Raw genomic sequence first — 15,526 nt, forward strand, 5'->3', positions numbered from 1 at the left:
GCCTCGGTCGTTCTTGCAGGGTCTTGCGCCCCGATCTTGATTTTCACGCACTATGGCGCAAGCCTGTGTTTGGATCAATCTTGGCGATTTCACGAAACAGTATGTCGGCTTCATGTCGCTTAAGGCTCGGATACGCCAAGCGGTAAGGCGCGGGGTCAATTGTCACCAATTCAGGGAAGAAATGCAGGGCTTCGTCTGTATCGCTTGATGTCTCGGGGATGTGCAGGCTTTCGGTCTCGACCCCCTCGGCGCGGATGATCTCATGCGTGTCCAAGAGCAGGTGAAAGTACTCAACCCCGCCGCCCGGAACCAGATGGGCGAGGCCTGCATCGATCAAATGTGTGGCAGGCACCCAGACATCAAACGATCCAAACAAGAGCTCGGCCAACGGATGCGAAATCAGGATGCGGTGCTGCTGCGAGAGGCGCAAAGGGCGGGTGGCCCCCAGGGTCCCGGCTGGAATCTCAACCGGCGCAAAGCGACCCGCAGCAATGGCCGCGCGTCCACCGGCCCATTTCACTTGAGCCAGCTGGCCAGCCGCAGTCCAAACGCGGTCTCCCGCATTCAAGCTTTCAATCGGGCGTGGACCCGAAGGGGTATCGATCAACGTCCCACGCACGAAGCAAATCGGCGTGGCATACTCCGTGCTGTCGAAATTCGGCCCTTCCTGCGCGCTCCAGACATAAAGTGGTACGCCCACCGGGGGAAACCCGCCGGGACCGCCGACAAAAGCCAACCCTTCGATCGTGCCAAAGGACGGGTTGGAGTTGTTCACGTTGACGCCGACAACCTGATAGAAATTCACGCCATCAGTGAGCGTCAGCCCATATTCCGCCTCGATCCGGGTGTTGTCCGAGTAGTTAACCCCATCAATGGTCTGGTCTCCATCCAGCCGCTGATTGCCGTCATTGTCGCGAAAATCCGTGTCCGAGCCGCCATCACGGATCTGCACCTCTTGCCAGGCGTCGGAATTGAGCGTGATGGACAGCCCCACCAGATGCGAGCCATCGCCCTGGGTCACCCCATCCAACTGCCCGCCGCCGGAAATCGTCATCTGCGATTCACCTAAGGTGAATATCGAATAATTCGCCATGCTTGCCTCAATCCGCCCGCGGTCAGTGCCGCCAAGTCGTTATATGAGGATGATAGCCTAGCGTTTAGAAGTCTTTAAGGGGTGAATGGTCTGGTTGGCGATTGCGTGCGGGGATGTGACTGTTTGGTCATCCGCCCGTCCAATTACGCCTGTCCTTTTTGCTATCTTTGGCGTGCTGGACCTTTGCAAAGAGGCTTTGCGCGGCTGGTGACGGGTCGACATCCCCAAACAGCTGCTCGCGCTTCTTCAAGAGATTTTCACCTCTTTCCTTAAGTGTCAGGTCATCGCCGGACAAAAGGAACAGGCCACTGACAATGGCCGCATAGAGTTTCCAATCGCCAAGACTTTTGGCGACGTGCTCTTTTAGGGTGCCCTTGAACGACGTGGCCTTGTTCCGCAGGGCCTCTTCCAGCGCAGCCTCAAGCGCGATGACCTTGGCATTGAGCAGCCCCACCTCGGCGCGCAGAGCATCCTCGACGTCCGTGTTTGGGGCGGGGGTGTCTAATTTGGATGAAATGTTGTTGAGAAGGGCGGGCAGTTCGACCAGCGGGAGGAAGGTGTCAGGGATCTGGTTGTAACCAAACTGATGAAACTGCGCTTGCGCGTTTTCGATTTGGAACGACAGGCCTGAGAGGGCTGGGGAGATTGTAGCCGCGTTGGTGATCAGTCTTTTGGTCGAGTTTGGCTCCAACTCAGGGAAGCGTTGAGGCGGGGGCGTGACGGTGCGCTGGTATTCCTCCCTGATCTTTTCGATTTCGGCAGCAACGGCTTCGGGGCCTGCGTTCCAGATGGTGTCATCAATCAACGCGACGCGGCGTTGGAGTTCCCGGTCGAGAGGGGAGCCTTCGACGAATCCTGTGTACCAGTCGGTCCAATAGTCGCTGACCAACGGGTTATTCCGAAGGTTTTCAATCATCGATTGCACGCGACTTAGCACTTCATTGGTGCTGAATTGCTGTTGGTTTGAGGGGAACAGTGGCCTATCCAATGATACTTCTTGAAAATTGTCCAAGTCTTGAAGCAAAAATACTTGTCTCAATTGCGCTTCGCGAAGGCTCCTTTGCTCATCTAGGCGACGCAACAGCTTCCTTAGTTCGACGGATACGTTGACGCCATATCTGACACTTGGAACGATTGAGCTACAAAGCTCCGCAACTGAAACGAATGCCTCCTTGCTCGGGCCGGTAGGATGCTTGTTTCCCGCGTGAGCGGCCTGATTGACTGCTTGATGAAGTTCCGCTGTGCCTAGTTTCACGGCACAAACCAAGCTGTGGGTAAATCTCAGTTGACTAACCTGAGTAAAAAACTCCCAGCCCAAATGATCAAAGTCGAAGGCGTTTGGTAGGAGCGGCAATGCCCTTAAGATGTCGCGAGTGACGACACTTGCGAACGCATCTGCTGCCTGGACGCTAGGCATATCTGGAATATCGGGTAGCTCGACATCTTCCATGCTTGACCAACTCGCGATTCCCAACCATATCCCCAAGCCATGACAGACCTCGCTCATATCCGCAATTTCTCCATCGTCGCGCACATCGACCATGGCAAATCCACCCTTGCTGACCGGCTCATCCAGGAGACCGGCACCGTCAAGGATCGCGACATGAAGGAGCAGTTGCTCGATGCCATGGACATCGAACGCGAGCGAGGCATCACGATCAAGGCCAATACGGTCCGCATCGATTACACCGCCGACAATGGTGAGGCCTATGTCCTGAACCTGATCGACACCCCCGGTCACGTCGACTTTGCCTATGAGGTCTCCCGCTCCATGCGCGCGGTTGAGGGCTCGCTGCTGGTCGTGGACTCGACGCAGGGCGTCGAGGCGCAGACGCTGGCGAATGTCTATCAGGCGATTGATGCCGATCATGAGATCGTGCCGGTTCTCAACAAGATCGACCTGCCTGCGTCCGACTGTGACCGCGTGGCCGAACAGATCGAGGATGTGATCGGCATCGACGCGACCGACGCCATTCAGGTCAGTGCCAAGACCGGCGTGGGCATTCATGAGACGCTCGAAGCCATCGTGACCCAATTGCCCGCACCACAGGGCACGCTTGATGCGCCGCTCAAGGCGATGCTGGTGGACTCTTGGTACGACGCCTATCTCGGCGTGATCGTCCTGGTCCGCATCATGGACGGCACTTTGAAAAAGGGCATGCGGGTCAAGTTCATGTCGAACGGCACCCTGCACCACGTCGACCGCGTCGGCGTCTTCCGCCCGGAAATGCAGATGGTCGACAGCCTCGGCCCCGGCGAGATCGGCTTTCTGACCGCCTCGATCAAACAGGTGCGCGACACCCGCGTGGGCGACACCATCACCAACGACCGCAACGGCACCGAAGACGCGCTTGACGGCTTCAAACCCGCGCAGCCGGTTGTGTTCTGTGGCCTCTTCCCGGTGGACAGTGCCGAGTTCGAGGATCTGCGCGACGCGATCGAGAAACTGGCGCTCAACGACGCCTCTTTCAGCTTTGAGATGGAAACCTCGGCCGCGCTTGGCTTTGGCTTCCGCTGTGGTTTCCTGGGCCTTCTGCACCTTGAGGTCATCCGCGACCGGATCGAGCGTGAATACAACATCGAGCTGATCACCACCGCGCCCTCCGTGGTCTACAACGTCTTCATGAAAGGCAAAGACGGCGAACCCGGCGAGATGATCGAGCTGCACAACCCCGCCGACATGCCCGATCCCTCCAAGGTCGACCACATCCAGGAACCGCGCATCAAGGCTACGATCCTGGTGCCGGATGAATACCTGGGCGACGTGCTGAAACTGTGCCAGGACCGCCGCGGCATCCAAGAGGATCTGACATATGCCGGCTCCCGCGCGATGGTGGTCTATGACCTGCCGCTGAACGAGGTGGTGTTCGACTTCTACGACCGCCTGAAATCGGTGACCAAGGGCTATGCCTCGTTCGACTATCAGATGACCGGGTATCGCGAGGACAATCTGGTCAAGATGTCGGTGCTGGTGAATGACGAGCCGGTCGACGCGCTGTCGATGATGGTCCACCGCGACCGGGCCGAGATGCGGGGCCGGGCGATGTGCGAAAAGCTCAAGGACCTGATCCCCCGCCACATGTTCAAAATCCCGATCCAGGCGGCCATCGGCGGCAAGGTCATCGCGCGCGAAACCCTATCCGCGCTGCGCAAGGACGTGACGGCGAAATGCTACGGCGGCGACGCGACCCGGAAGAAGAAACTGCTGGAGAAGCAGAAGGCGGGTAAAAAGAAGATGCGCCAGTTCGGGAAGGTTGATATTCCTCAGGAGGCGTTTATCTCGGCTTTGAAGATGGATAGCTAATTGCCTCTCCTTTTTGGCGTAATCTACACTTCTTAGGCGGGCGCATTGGACGTTGTCTAAATAGGTGTGCTGCTTCCCCTAGTTCCACAACGGTTGGACTATGCAGAAGGTTCCATATACCGAGGGCTTTACTAACTGTAAATTGCCTATAAGTTGAGCTGTGATTGTTTTCAGTTCCTAAAGGTATAATTTGGATGGAAGATAAGGCAGTTGAACTGGTGGTTTCGCTTACCGGAGATCAAAGCGATGACCATCTTGTTCCGGCGTTTACGGCTCTAGATAGTGCTCATGCGATTTCTCAAGCATTGATGATGGTCCTACACTATGCGCAGAATGGAGAAATTCGACGCAGAAATTTCAAAGATCTAGATCTTGTTTTAAATCTACGAACGACACGACCTGGGTCTTACGAATTTGTTTTTGAGTTTTCTCAGCTTGCGCCATACTTGATGGAAGCATATGGCTCCGGGTTGGCTAATGCTTCCTGGAAATTGATCGAAACAGTGTTCAAGCGAGCAACCGGTTTGGCTGGAGCGGCTGAGATTGAAGAAGCAGAAGATGACGGGAGGATCAATGCTGGCGACTTGGGAGCGCTGATCCAAGCTACTGAGCCCTCCGTACGCAGAGCTCACTCAGTTATCAATCATGGTTCACAAAATGTTAACATATTCGTTTATGGGGACGGAAATCAGATCAACCTAGATTCTGAAAGTAAAGAGTATATGTACGAGAGCGTTTTCAATGATGAAACGCGCTCTCAGCGTTTCTTGGTTACGAGTTTTGATGGTCGAAACCGCACAGGACGTTTGTTTGATCTGGAAAAAGAGCAAGCGTTTACATTCGACTTGTTAGCTGAGGCTGACAGGCAATCTTTGACTGTAATTGTGGAAGCGGCAAGCGCTTACGCTCTTCGTCAAAAGGGAAAATTTGATGAGAATATGGAAGCGGTGTGCGCATTCACTTCGGTGGATGCCCCAGATGGACGTCAAAAGCGACTAAAGGTATTTGCGGCGGCTAAAGATTTTGATGAGCTGGAAGTGGGGCAAATCCCAGATGTTACTAATGCTTCGCGTCAGCTCGAGGATGGCACCGACGATGACAGTGTTTTGGAATAATAGTACGCAGATTTGCTTGGCCTAGGGCTTGTTAAAGTGTGAGCGCAAGTGAAGTTTGCCCGGCGGGACCGCCGGGCCGCGCCGACCCGCCCCATGGGCGGCGCGATTGCGCCCCGCCCCCGGGTCGGCGCGGCCCTCAGTGAGTGACGGCAACGGTGATGCTTGGGGTTTTCAAGGTTTGATGATGTTGTGGCAAAGGGGGAGGGTACAGTACCTCACCGCCGCACCACACTCCCCACCACGGTTGTTACCACAAAGGCCAGTGAGGCGCCGCAGACGATGCTGGGGCCTGCGGGGGTGTCGAACCAATAAGCGCCATAGAGCCCGCCCAGGGCCGACAGCGCGCCGATCACGGCGGCGGTGACGGCCATGGCTTCGGGGGTGCGCACAAGGGGCCGTGCGGCCGCGGCCGGGATCACTAGCATCGCGGCGATCAGCAGCACGCCCACCACCTTGATCGCAACGGCCACCATCAGCGCCAGTGCCAGCGTCAGCCAGACCTCCTCTCGCCGGGGATCAATGCCGGATGCGCGCGCAAGGTCGGGGTTGAGCGTCGACAGGAGCAGCGCCGACCAGCGCCACAGGATCAGACCGGCCACGCCAAGCCCCCCCAGCCAGATGGTCGCCAGGTCCATGCGGTTCACGGCCAGGATGTCGCCAAACAGAAACGCCATCAAATCAAGCCTGACATTGGACAGCATCGCCACGGCCACCAGCCCCACCGCAAGCGCGCTGTGGGCCATCACGCCAAGCAGCGTGTCCATCGCATACCCTCTCCCCCGCAGGGCGGTCACGGCAGAGGACATGGCAAGCGCGGCGACAATCACCGCAGGCAGGATCGGCAGCGAGAAGGACAGCGCCAGGGCCACCCCCAGAACGGCGGCATGGGCCGTGGCCTCGCCGAAATAGGCCATCCGGCGCCACACCACGAAACAGCCCATGGGGGCGGCGGCCAAAGCTACGCCAACGCCAGCAAGCGCGGCGCGGACCATGAAATCGTCAAGCATCAGTGGGAATGCCCATGTTCTGTTGAGTGGTCGTGGGAATGCGTGTGCTGGTGGCGATACAGCGCCAGCGCGCCCTGGGTGCCGGTACCAAAGAGCGCGCGGTATTCCGGCGCTTCGGCCACCACCTCGGGCGTGCCTTCGCAGCAGACGTGGCCATTCATGCACAGCACCCGGTCCGAGGCGGCCATGACCACATGCAGGTCGTGGCTTACCATCACCACGGCGCAGCCGAGCGACTGGCGCACCTCTTCGATCTGGCGATAGAACGCAGCCGATCCGGGCTGGTCCAGCCCCTGCGTGGCCTCATCCAGCAACAGCAGGTCCGGGGTTTCCAGCAGCGCGCGTGCGAGAAGGACACGCTGGAATTGTCCGCCAGACAGCTGCGACATCTGCCGGTTTTCTAGCCCCGGCGCACCCGCGTGTTCCAGGGCGTCGCGGGCTTTGGATACAGAGATACGCTTTGGCAAGCCCAAGAAACGCTGCACGGTCATGGGCAGCGAGGCATCGATGGCGAGTTTCTGCGGCACATAGCCGATGCGCAGCCCGTCCGCGCGCGTTACCCGGCCCGAGGTCGGCACCTGCGCACCAATCAGCGTGCGCAGAAAGGTGGATTTGCCAGACCCGTTGGGGCCAACGATAGTGACAATCTCACCGCGCGCGATCTGCACGCTGACGTCGTGCAGCACCGTTCGCCCACCCAGCCGGACGTTCAGCCCCTTGGTTTCAATCAACGGCGTCGTCATCACGCAGCTCCGGCACAGGCCGGGCAGATGCCCTCGGCCTCGACCACAATCTTTTCGATTGTGAACCCTGTGGTTTTGGCTGCGTCACTCAGGCTGCCTTGAGAGACTTCGGTGTCGGCTTCGGCCACGGCCTTGCATTCGCGGCAGATCAAAAAGGCCGGTACATGGTCGTGGTTGGGATGGGCGCAAGCGGTATAGGCGTTCAGGCGCTCGATCCGGTGAACGAATCCGTTTTGCACCAGGAAATCCAGCGCGCGATACGCCACAGGAGGCTGCGACCCCAGCCCCTCGTCCGCGAGAATGGCCAGAATGTCATAGGCACCCATAGCCTGATGCTTGTTCAACAGGATCTCCAGCACGCGGCGCCGGACGGCGGTAAACTGCAGCTTGTTCCGGGCGCAATGGGATTCAGCCTCGGACAGGGCGGTGTCGATACAGCGATCGTGATCATGCTCTGAGAAGCCAATTGTGCTCATGTTTTTTATCCTGCCGGGGATTTTGTTGCTTGATATGTTATAACGTCCGGACTAACAAGCGCAACAATTGTTACACTATAACGTTGGAGGCTCTCATGCTTCGCACCTTCGCGCTGTCTGCCGTTTCATTGTCTGCACTATCGGTTGCGGCATTTGCCGAACCGCCAAAGGTGGCCACGGATATTGCGCCGATCCACAGCCTTGTCTCGCAAGTCATGAATACAGTGGGCGAACCATCGCTGATTGTTCGCCAAGGGGCATCGCCGCATGGATACTCGATGCGCCCTTCCGAGGCCCGAGCATTGCAGAATGCGGATCTGGTTGTGTGGGTTGGCCCCGAGTTGACCCCATGGTTCGAAAAGCCGCTGTCGTCGCTTTCTGAAGGTGCGGCGAAGCTCGAGCTTCTTGAGGTTCCAGGCACGCTGCAGCTGGAGTATCGTGATCTGGACGAAGATGATCACGACAAGCATGGCGACGCCCATGCCGAAGGCGATGATCACGACGGGCACGATGATGACGATGCAGAGCATGATAATCATGACAAGCACGATGATGACCATGCAGAGCATGATGATCATGACAAGCACGATGACGACCATGCAGAGCATGATAATCATGACAAGCACGATGACGACCATGCAGAACACGATGATCATGAGAAGCACGATGATCATGGCGCAGATGAGGATCATGCTGAATCTGACGACCATGGCCATGACCATCATGAAGGGTTGGATCCGCACGCTTGGTTGGACCCGCAGAACGCGCAGGTCTGGGTTCTTGCCATTGCCGAGCGTTTGGCTGAATTGGATGCCGAAAACGCAGAGGTCTACCTGTTGAATGCCAAGGCCGCGGTCGAAGTGCTCAAGGCGCAAGAAGCGGAACTCGCTGAGCAGATGGCTGGGCTGTCAGATCAGCCCTATGTCGCTTTCCACGATGCCTTTCAATATTTCGAAAGCCGGTTTGATCTAAAGATCGCGGGGACGATTGCCTTGGGTGATGCCAGCGATCCCAGCCCAGCCCGTGTTGCGGCCCTGCGAGACCGGATCGTTGATCTGGGTGTGACCTGCGCCTATGCCGAGCCGCAATATGACCCGCGCCTGCTCGAAGCGGCGACCGAGACCGGTGAAGTGGAAATCCGGGTGATTGATCCGCTTGGCAGCACGTTGAGCATCGGCGCCGGGCTTTATGGTCAACTCATCGCGGCCATGGCGGACGAGTTCGCGGCTTGCGCGAACTGACTTGAGGTTGAACACGGGCGGACCAAAGGATTTTAGAAAGGTCTGCCCGTGATTTACTTGTTGTCACAAAACAGATCGTAGACAACTTCCAAGATGCGGCGCGGCCGTTCGTCCGCCAAGCTGTAGTATATTGCCTTGCCTTCGCGGCGGGGCGTTACCAGGCCTTCAAGGCGCAAACGGGACAGCTGCTGAGACACGGCAGCCTGACGAGCTGAGAGCAGGTTTTCAAGCTCGGTCACCGATTTCTCACCGGTCACCAGATGACACAGGATCATCAATCGACCTTCGTGGCTGATCGCCTTGAGAAAGTTCGACGCTTTGGTTGCGTTCTCGACCATGCTGTCGAGTTCTTCTACGTCCATTTGGCTGGAAAATTGTGGGAGAGCCATTTTTTCAGTCCTTGTTCCCGACAGGGTCGGGGTCTTGTATCGCGATCCATTCCTTGTTTCGCTTCGATAGGTGCGGTCGCATACCGCATTTGTCCAAGCAAATCTACAATCCTGTCGGTTATGATCGTACAAGTTCTCGTGTATACATTACTTTAGCGTGCATTGTTGATCCGCATCCCGAGTGCGGAGAACGCGAAGTTTCATCGTGAAACTGAATGAGCAAGTCTGTGATCTTAGGTAAAAATCTATCTGTTTGAATTTGCGAATTTGATCCGATCACGGGATGTATCACGTCAATTGGCGCAACCGATCCGCGATTCATGTTGTGGGTACTCAGGCAAGGGGGAAAAGTTGACGTTGGGTCACCGTGGCGTGAATGGGTCAACAATCCGGTCGGGATCATTGGGATTGGAAGGGGGCGACAGCCCCTATGACCAAGCCTTGCGGAAGGAGTGGGGCGAGTCGCCGTATTTGGCTCGAAACTGCCGTGACAGATGGCTTGTGTTGGCAAACCCCGTGGCGGCTGCGACTTCGGCCACGGTCATGTTGGTTTCGTTCAGATAGGTGAAAGCGCGGGAAATTCGCAGGTCCAGATAGTAGGCCATCGGTCCTTGGCCCAGGTATTTCTTGAACAACCGCTCCAGTTGTCGACGCGAGATATTCAGGCCGTCACAAAGCTCGGGATTGGACAGCGGTTCTTCCAGCGCCTGTTCCATCAATCCGATGGCACGCAGCAGGGCCGGATTGCGGCTGCCGATGGCAACTGAATGGGCCGAGCGTTGAGGCGATTTGGTGCCGGACCGCATGTGGATGCACATATCCGCCACCATGATGGCCAATTCGGGGCCGTGTCGTCGTTCCATCAGGGCCAGCATCATGTCGATCGAGGTGTTGCCGCCGCCGCAGGTGGTAATCCGCCCGTCTGTCTCAAAGATATTCGGGGATGGGCTGAGCGCAGGAAACGTCTCGACAAAGCCGGGTTGGTTTTCCCAATGGAGCGTAAATTTGCGATCTTTGAGCAAACCCGCGTGTGCCAGCGCAAAAGTGCCGGTGCAAATTCCCCCCAACGAACGGCCAAACCGATATTCGCGCCGCAGCCAATTCAACACAGCTGGCGATGTGGACTTTTCGGGCTCTACGCCTGCGCAGACAAATCCTATGGTGTCGCTTTCCAGCGGCGCCAAAGGGCCGCCTGGTGTGATGGTAAGCCCGTTGGAGCAGGTGATGGGTTCGCCGTCTTCTGTGACTGTGTGCCAAGTGTACAGCTGCGATTTGGTCAGCTGATTGGCGATCCGAAGGGGTTCGATCGCGGCCGCAAGGGCAAGCATTGTCGCCTTGGGAAGCAGGACGAAGCAAAAATTCTGCGGCGTCCCGTCAAAATGCATTGGCAGATTGGCTGAGGCGCCTTTTTGGACAAATGGATCGCGGGACATGTGTCATGGCCGACGACGGTTGGAAAACCCGTGGCGGCAAGCTCCTGTGTTGCGGACGAGAGGGATATATCTTGCGGGCGTAGGGGCGTAGGGTCAACCGTGCGACACACAAGAACAACATTGCGACAAGGGCAGACTGATCCATGAATTCGAGCCGCAGCCCTTGCAGCCCCCAAGCGGCGATACTAAGACTCAGGTAACCTTAGTCGGGTAGCGTCCCGAGCAATCGCAAAAAAGCAGGCAGGTCCCATATGTTCGATCCAGTTGATACCTACATGAACACGCTTGTCCCGATGGTCGTTGAACAGACCAGCCGGGGCGAACGTGCGTACGACATTTTCTCGCGCCTGCTGAAGGAGCGGATCATTTTCATCAATGGCCCGATTCATGACGGCATGAGCCATCTGATCGTGGCGCAGCTGCTGCACCTAGAGGCCGAGAACCCCTCTAAAGAGATTTCGATCTACATCAACAGCCCGGGCGGCGTGGTGACGAGCGGCCTGTCGATCTATGACACCATGCAGTACATCAAGCCGAAATGCTCGACCCTGGTGATCGGTCAGGCGGCGTCGATGGGTTCGGTTCTACTGGCAGGTGGTGAAAAAGGCATGCGTTTCTCGCTGCCCAACAGCCGCATCATGGTGCACCAGCCGAGCGGCGGCTATCAGGGGCAGGCCAGCGACATCATGATCCACGCTGCCGAAACTCAGAAGCTGAAAGACCGCCTCTATGACATCTATGTCAAACACACCGGTCAATCGAAAAAGACCATCGAAAAGGCCCTGGACCGTGACAACTTCATGAGCCCGGAAGAGGCCAAGGATTGGGGCCACATCGATGAGATTGTCGAGAGCCGTCCCAAGGGCGAAGAGGCGTAAATATTACGTTAACAGGCGCCTCCCTGGGTCGTGAGCTCCGGGGATGCGTTTTGCGATTGTAGAGGTCACGGCACTGGCCTAAGCTGACCGAACGAACTACGGCAGCAGAGTCTCTGGTGACAGGGGCAGTACGACAGACGGCTTAGACAGCACGGTTAAGACGAGACCGAAAGGTAGACCATGGCGACAAATTCCGGCGGTGATAGCAAGAACACCCTCTACTGCAGCTTCTGCGGCAAGAGCCAGCATGAGGTGCGCAAGCTGATCGCAGGCCCGACCGTATTCATTTGTGATGAATGCGTCGAGTTGTGCATGGACATCATCCGCGAGGAAACCAAGGCCAGCGGTCTGAAAGCCTCGGACGGTGTACCGACGCCCAAGGACATCTGCGAAGTTCTGGATGACTATGTCATTGGCCAGGCCATGGCCAAACGTGTTCTGTCGGTCGCCGTCCACAACCATTACAAGCGTCTCAATCACGCCCAGAAAGCGGGCGGGGATATCGAGCTGGCGAAATCGAACATCCTGCTGATCGGCCCCACGGGCTGCGGTAAGACATTGCTGGCGCAGACGCTGGCACGCATTCTGGATGTTCCATTCACAATGGCGGATGCCACCACTCTGACCGAAGCCGGTTACGTGGGCGAGGATGTCGAGAACATCATCCTCAAACTGCTGCAGGCCAGCGAATACAACGTCGAGCGAGCACAACGCGGCATCGTCTATATCGACGAGGTCGACAAGATCACCCGCAAGTCGGAAAACCCCTCGATCACGCGCGATGTATCGGGCGAGGGTGTGCAGCAGGCGCTGCTGAAGCTGATGGAAGGCACCGTGGCCTCCGTTCCGCCACAGGGTGGCCGCAAGCATCCGCAGCAGGAATTCCTGCAGGTGGACACCACCAATATCCTGTTCATCTGTGGCGGTGCCTTTGCGGGCCTCGACAAGATCATCGCGCAGCGCGGCAAAGGCTCGGCAATGGGCTTTGGTGCCGATGTGCGGGACAACGACGAACGTGGCGTGGGCGAGATCTTTACCGATCTGGAACCTGAAGACCTGCTGAGATTCGGTCTGATTCCGGAATTCGTCGGCCGCCTGCCTGTTCTGGCAACGCTTGAAGATCTGGACGAGGATGCTCTTGTTACCATCCTGACCCAGCCCAAGAACGCCCTGGTCAAACAGTACCAGCGCCTGTTCGAGCTGGAAGAGACCGAGCTGGACTTTACCGACGATGCGCTGAAATCGATCGCCAAGCGTGCAATCGAACGCAAGACCGGTGCGCGTGGCCTGCGCTCGATCCTCGAAGACATCCTGCTCGACACCATGTTCGAGCTGCCGGGTCTGGACAGCGTGACCAAGGTGGTCGTGAACGAAGAGGCGGTGACCTCGGACGCGCAGCCGCTTATGATCCACGCGGACGCAGAGAAAGAGCCGGCTTCGGCGGGTTGAGGATCGGTAAATTGAAATCGGAACGGCGCGAAACCCATCGCGCCGTTTTTTGTTGGTTGAATGGGGAGGGGGCTCTGCCCCCGTCGCTGCGCGACTCCCCCGGGATATTTGAGGCAAAGGGAAGATGATGGGCATCACGCGTATTTCGACTGGTAGCGAGTTTGAAGCCAAGGTTGGTTATTGCCGTGCGGTAGTGGCCGGTGGATTCGTGCATGTGGCGGGCACCGTGGGGCAGGGCGACGATGTGGTCAGCCAGTGTCGGTCTGCACTCGAGGTCATCGGCAGTGCGTTGGAAAAAGCGGGTGCGTCTTTTGCTGATGTGGTGCGAGTCACATACATGCTGCCCGACCGGCACGAGTTCGAACCCTGCTGGCCGATCCTTCGCGAGACCTTTGGCGACAATCCGCCCGCAGCCACGATGATCGAATGCAACCTGATCGACCCGAAATTTCGCATCGAGATCGAAGTCACCGCCCTGGCGCCCCAAGTGTAAGGGGCGTATCACCGCAGGGGTCTGGACCTTGGGCGGTGAATTCGCCATAACTTCGACCAACGGATCAAGGAGTAGCCGATGGGCATTCTCAACACCTTGCTGAGCGCCGTGACCTGGTGGAACGGATCGACGCTGAACACCCGCATCTATACCTCGCGCAAAGGGGTCAAGGTGGGGGAAGACGATCAGGGCAATGTGTTCTATCGAACGGCCGACGACAGTAAACGCTGGGTCATCTTCAATGGCGAGGCCGAGGCCAGCCGCGTGGATCCGAACTGGCATGGCTGGCTGCACCGCACCTGGGATGAGCCACCGACCGACAAGCCGCTGGTTCACAAGGACTGGGAAAAGCCGCATCAGGAGAACCTGACCGGCAGCGCCTTGGCCTATGCACCCGCAGGGTCGCTGCGCCGGGCAGAACCGGTGGAGCGTCGCGATTACGAGGCCTGGAGCCCAGAGTAACAAGAGGACCGTTATGTCCACACACAGTACCGCCGAAATTTTGGTCGGGGGCGTGGTTCTGGCCGCGGCCATCGGATTTGGCGTTTTCGCCACCCAAGCCACAGGGCTGTCGCAAGGCAGTGCAGGGTATGAACTTGGCGCATCCTTCCGCTCGCTTGAGGGCGTGACGGTTGGTACCGATGTCCGTCTTGCCGGCGTGAAGATCGGCACTGTAACGGGTGTTGAGCTGAACCCCGAAAGCTATCGCGCAGACACCACCTTCAGTGTGGCCAATGGTATCGAGATACCGGACGACAGTGCCGTGGTCATCTCGTCCGAAGGTCTGCTGGGGGGCAATTTCGTTGAGGTCATGCCGGGCGGCTCGCTCTTTTATTTCGAGGCCGGGGACGAGATCGAAGATACCCAAGGTGCGGTGAGCCTGATTTCCCTGCTGGTGAAATTTGTCGCCGGCGACGGGAGCAGCGAGTGATTCGCGCGTTGGTCCTGACTGCCGTTTTGGCGGCGAGCAGCGCGTCGGCGCAGGACCAGGTGGTCTCGGCGCCCGGTGCCATGCTGCGCGGGTTGGACAAGGTAAACGGTCAGACCGTTGATGTTGAGCTGGGCAAGGGCGAGACGGCCCAGGTATTCGGTTTGGACGTCGCGTTGGGGGATTGTCGGTATCCGGTGGATAACCCCACGGGTGATGCCTTTGCTTTTTTGACGATCTGGGAGCAGGGCGCGCAGCAGGCGTTGTTTGACGGCTGGATGATCGCAACAGCACCCGCGCTGAATGCGCTGGACCACAATCGTTATGATGTCTGGGTGATCCGCTGTATCACGCCTTCGGCCGATTGAGGGATGGGCGCTGTGAAATCGGCGCTTTGCTCTACAGCTTGTTCCAGCAATTGATGATACCGGGCGCGCGAAATTTCCACCGCACCCAATGACGACAGATGCGCAGTCAGGAATTGCGTGTCAAAAAGCATGAAGCCAGTTTGCTTGAGCCGATCCACCAGATAGGCCAATGCGATCTTCGAGGCGTCCGTACGGCGCGAGAACATGCTCTCGCCAAAGAACCCGGCTCCAAGGGTCACCCCATAGACGCCACCTATCAATGTATCTCCGTCTCGCACTTCCAATGAATGCGCAAAGCCGCGTTCATGCAAAGTCAGATAGTGATCGCGAATATCAGCGTTGATCCAGGTTTCGGCTCGATCCGCACAACCATCCACGACACCGGCAAAGTCACGATTGATCGAGATGGAATAAGGCATCCGCCGCATCCGCCGGGCCAGAGACCGCGAGATGTGAAACCTGTCTAAGGGGATGATGCCGCGAAGTTTAGGGTCGACCCAGAACACCTCGGGGTCGTCACGATGCTCGGCCATCGGAAAGATCCCGATGGAGTAGGCGTGCAGCAGCAATTCCGGTGACAAAGTCATGCGCAAGCCTCGACTGCCGGGC

At 57.7% G+C, this 15,526-nt stretch carries 17 protein-coding genes; 9 read left to right on the forward strand and 8 right to left on the reverse strand.

Annotation, left to right across the window (positions count from 1 at the left end; all coding sequences use genetic code 11):
- Positions 1-43: 43 nt before the first annotated feature.
- Positions 44-1,054 (reverse strand): Hint domain-containing protein, encoded by a 1,011-nt coding sequence (locus TRL7639_RS05925; protein WP_165759762.1) that lies wholly within the window; start codon positions 1,052-1,054, stop codon positions 44-46.
- Positions 1,055-1,220: 166 nt separating this feature from the next.
- Positions 1,221-2,636, reverse strand: a complete 1,416-nt coding sequence (locus tag TRL7639_RS05930; protein WP_133057619.1) for a hypothetical protein — start codon at positions 2,634-2,636, stop codon at positions 1,221-1,223.
- Between TRL7639_RS05930 and lepA the strand changes: the two genes are divergently transcribed.
- Both lepA and TRL7639_RS05940 read left to right on the forward strand, forming a co-directional pair.
- Positions 2,583-4,397 (forward strand): translation elongation factor 4, encoded by a 1,815-nt coding sequence (gene lepA / locus TRL7639_RS05935; protein WP_085794829.1) that lies wholly within the window; start codon positions 2,583-2,585, stop codon positions 4,395-4,397. The genes TRL7639_RS05930 and lepA overlap by 54 nt on opposite strands.
- A gap of 194 nt (positions 4,398-4,591) precedes the next feature.
- On the forward strand, positions 4,592-5,512 hold the full coding sequence (locus TRL7639_RS05940) for a DUF7946 domain-containing protein (protein WP_085794830.1): 921 nt from the start codon (positions 4,592-4,594) through the stop codon (positions 5,510-5,512).
- Between the two features lie 215 nt (positions 5,513-5,727).
- On the opposite strand, the gene TRL7639_RS05945 is transcribed toward TRL7639_RS05940, so the two are convergent.
- Genes TRL7639_RS05945 through TRL7639_RS05955 form a run of 3 tightly spaced genes read right to left on the reverse strand, consistent with a single transcriptional unit; the run spans position 5,728 to position 7,738 of the window.
- Entirely contained in the window at positions 5,728-6,519 is a 792-nt protein-coding gene (locus TRL7639_RS05945; RefSeq protein WP_085794831.1) for a metal ABC transporter permease, read from the reverse strand.
- A complete protein-coding gene (locus TRL7639_RS05950) occupies positions 6,519-7,262 on the reverse strand; it encodes an ATP-binding cassette domain-containing protein (protein WP_085794832.1) in 744 nt (247 codons plus the stop codon). Before TRL7639_RS05950 ends, TRL7639_RS05945 begins: the two co-directional genes overlap by 1 nt.
- Entirely contained in the window at positions 7,262-7,738 is a 477-nt protein-coding gene (locus tag TRL7639_RS05955) for a Fur family transcriptional regulator (protein WP_085794833.1), read from the reverse strand. Before TRL7639_RS05955 ends, TRL7639_RS05950 begins: the two co-directional genes overlap by 1 nt.
- 95 nt (positions 7,739-7,833) lie before the next feature.
- Between TRL7639_RS05955 and TRL7639_RS05960 the strand changes: the two genes are divergently transcribed.
- A complete protein-coding gene (locus tag TRL7639_RS05960) occupies positions 7,834-8,979 on the forward strand; it encodes a zinc ABC transporter substrate-binding protein (protein ID WP_085794834.1) in 1,146 nt (381 codons plus the stop codon).
- A gap of 53 nt (positions 8,980-9,032) precedes the next feature.
- Here TRL7639_RS05960 and TRL7639_RS05965 read toward each other — a convergent pair whose 3' ends face one another.
- Positions 9,033-9,368 carry an ArsR/SmtB family transcription factor gene (locus TRL7639_RS05965; RefSeq protein ID WP_085794835.1) on the reverse strand — a complete coding sequence of 112 codons (336 nt, stop codon included), beginning with the start codon at positions 9,366-9,368 and terminating at the stop codon, positions 9,033-9,035.
- A gap of 428 nt (positions 9,369-9,796) precedes the next feature.
- Positions 9,797-10,801, reverse strand: a complete 1,005-nt coding sequence (locus tag TRL7639_RS05970; protein WP_085794836.1) for a GlxA family transcriptional regulator — start codon at positions 10,799-10,801, stop codon at positions 9,797-9,799.
- A 251-nt stretch (positions 10,802-11,052) separates the two neighbouring features.
- Here TRL7639_RS05970 and TRL7639_RS05975 point away from each other — a divergent pair, with 251 nt between their 5' ends.
- The 6 genes from TRL7639_RS05975 to TRL7639_RS06000 all read left to right on the forward strand — a co-directional run bounded on the left by TRL7639_RS05975 (position 11,053) and on the right by TRL7639_RS06000 (position 14,917).
- Positions 11,053-11,679, forward strand: coding sequence for an ATP-dependent Clp protease proteolytic subunit (locus TRL7639_RS05975; RefSeq protein ID WP_085794837.1), 627 nt, complete (start codon positions 11,053-11,055; stop codon positions 11,677-11,679).
- A 180-nt stretch (positions 11,680-11,859) separates the two neighbouring features.
- Positions 11,860-13,128 (forward strand): ATP-dependent Clp protease ATP-binding subunit ClpX, encoded by a 1,269-nt coding sequence (clpX, locus tag TRL7639_RS05980; RefSeq protein WP_085794838.1) that lies wholly within the window; start codon positions 11,860-11,862, stop codon positions 13,126-13,128.
- 127 nt (positions 13,129-13,255) lie between these two features.
- The gene (locus TRL7639_RS05985) at positions 13,256-13,621 is read left to right on the forward strand and encodes a RidA family protein (protein ID WP_085796277.1); all 366 of its coding nucleotides are present in this window, start codon (positions 13,256-13,258) and stop codon (positions 13,619-13,621) included.
- Between the two features lie 78 nt (positions 13,622-13,699).
- On the forward strand, positions 13,700-14,083 hold the full coding sequence (locus tag TRL7639_RS05990; protein WP_085794839.1) for an NADH:ubiquinone oxidoreductase subunit NDUFA12: 384 nt from the start codon (positions 13,700-13,702) through the stop codon (positions 14,081-14,083).
- Positions 14,084-14,096: 13 nt separating this feature from the next.
- Entirely contained in the window at positions 14,097-14,552 is a 456-nt protein-coding gene (gene mlaD, locus TRL7639_RS05995; RefSeq protein ID WP_085794840.1) for an outer membrane lipid asymmetry maintenance protein MlaD, read from the forward strand.
- Positions 14,549-14,917 (forward strand): DUF2155 domain-containing protein, encoded by a 369-nt coding sequence (locus TRL7639_RS06000; protein WP_235820268.1) that lies wholly within the window; start codon positions 14,549-14,551, stop codon positions 14,915-14,917. Before mlaD ends, TRL7639_RS06000 begins: the two co-directional genes overlap by 4 nt.
- Here TRL7639_RS06000 and aat read toward each other — a convergent pair.
- Positions 14,872-15,504 carry a leucyl/phenylalanyl-tRNA--protein transferase gene (gene aat / locus TRL7639_RS06005; RefSeq protein ID WP_085794841.1) on the reverse strand — a complete coding sequence of 211 codons (633 nt, stop codon included), beginning with the start codon at positions 15,502-15,504 and terminating at the stop codon, positions 14,872-14,874. The two genes, TRL7639_RS06000 and aat, sit on opposite strands and share 46 nt — an antisense overlap.
- Between the last annotated feature and the right edge of the window lie 22 nt (positions 15,505-15,526).

The sequence above is a fragment of the Falsiruegeria litorea R37 genome (assembly GCF_900172225.1).
Lineage (GTDB): Bacteria > Pseudomonadota > Alphaproteobacteria > Rhodobacterales > Rhodobacteraceae > Falsiruegeria > Falsiruegeria litorea.

Bases quoted from the DNA above. Each gene is read 5' to 3' on its own strand.
- TRL7639_RS05960 (WP_085794834.1), top strand. From the start codon at position 7,834: ATGCTTCGCACCTTCGCGCTGTCTGCCGTTTCATTGTCTGCACTATCG.
- TRL7639_RS05985 (WP_085796277.1), top strand. From the start codon at position 13,256: ATGGGCATCACGCGTATTTCGACTGGTAGCGAGTTTGAAGCCAAGGTT.
- aat (WP_085794841.1), bottom strand. From the start codon at position 15,504: ATGACTTTGTCACCGGAATTGCTGCTGCACGCCTACTCCATCGGGATC.
- TRL7639_RS05975 (WP_085794837.1), top strand. From the start codon at position 11,053: ATGTTCGATCCAGTTGATACCTACATGAACACGCTTGTCCCGATGGTC.
- TRL7639_RS05945 (WP_085794831.1), bottom strand. From the start codon at position 6,519: ATGCTTGACGATTTCATGGTCCGCGCCGCGCTTGCTGGCGTTGGCGTA.
- TRL7639_RS05965 (WP_085794835.1), bottom strand. From the start codon at position 9,368: ATGGCTCTCCCACAATTTTCCAGCCAAATGGACGTAGAAGAACTCGAC.
- clpX (WP_085794838.1), top strand. From the start codon at position 11,860: ATGGCGACAAATTCCGGCGGTGATAGCAAGAACACCCTCTACTGCAGC.
- lepA (WP_085794829.1), top strand. From the start codon at position 2,583: ATGACAGACCTCGCTCATATCCGCAATTTCTCCATCGTCGCGCACATC.
- TRL7639_RS05950 (WP_085794832.1), bottom strand. From the start codon at position 7,262: ATGACGACGCCGTTGATTGAAACCAAGGGGCTGAACGTCCGGCTGGGT.
- TRL7639_RS05925 (WP_165759762.1), bottom strand. From the start codon at position 1,054: ATGACGATTTCCGGCGGCGGGCAGTTGGATGGGGTGACCCAGGGCGAT.
- TRL7639_RS05970 (WP_085794836.1), bottom strand. From the start codon at position 10,801: ATGTCCCGCGATCCATTTGTCCAAAAAGGCGCCTCAGCCAATCTGCCA.
- TRL7639_RS05930 (WP_133057619.1), bottom strand. From the start codon at position 2,636: ATGGTCGATGTGCGCGACGATGGAGAAATTGCGGATATGAGCGAGGTC.
- mlaD (WP_085794840.1), top strand. From the start codon at position 14,097: ATGTCCACACACAGTACCGCCGAAATTTTGGTCGGGGGCGTGGTTCTG.
- TRL7639_RS05990 (WP_085794839.1), top strand. From the start codon at position 13,700: ATGGGCATTCTCAACACCTTGCTGAGCGCCGTGACCTGGTGGAACGGA.
- TRL7639_RS05940 (WP_085794830.1), top strand. From the start codon at position 4,592: ATGGAAGATAAGGCAGTTGAACTGGTGGTTTCGCTTACCGGAGATCAA.
- TRL7639_RS05955 (WP_085794833.1), bottom strand. From the start codon at position 7,738: ATGAGCACAATTGGCTTCTCAGAGCATGATCACGATCGCTGTATCGAC.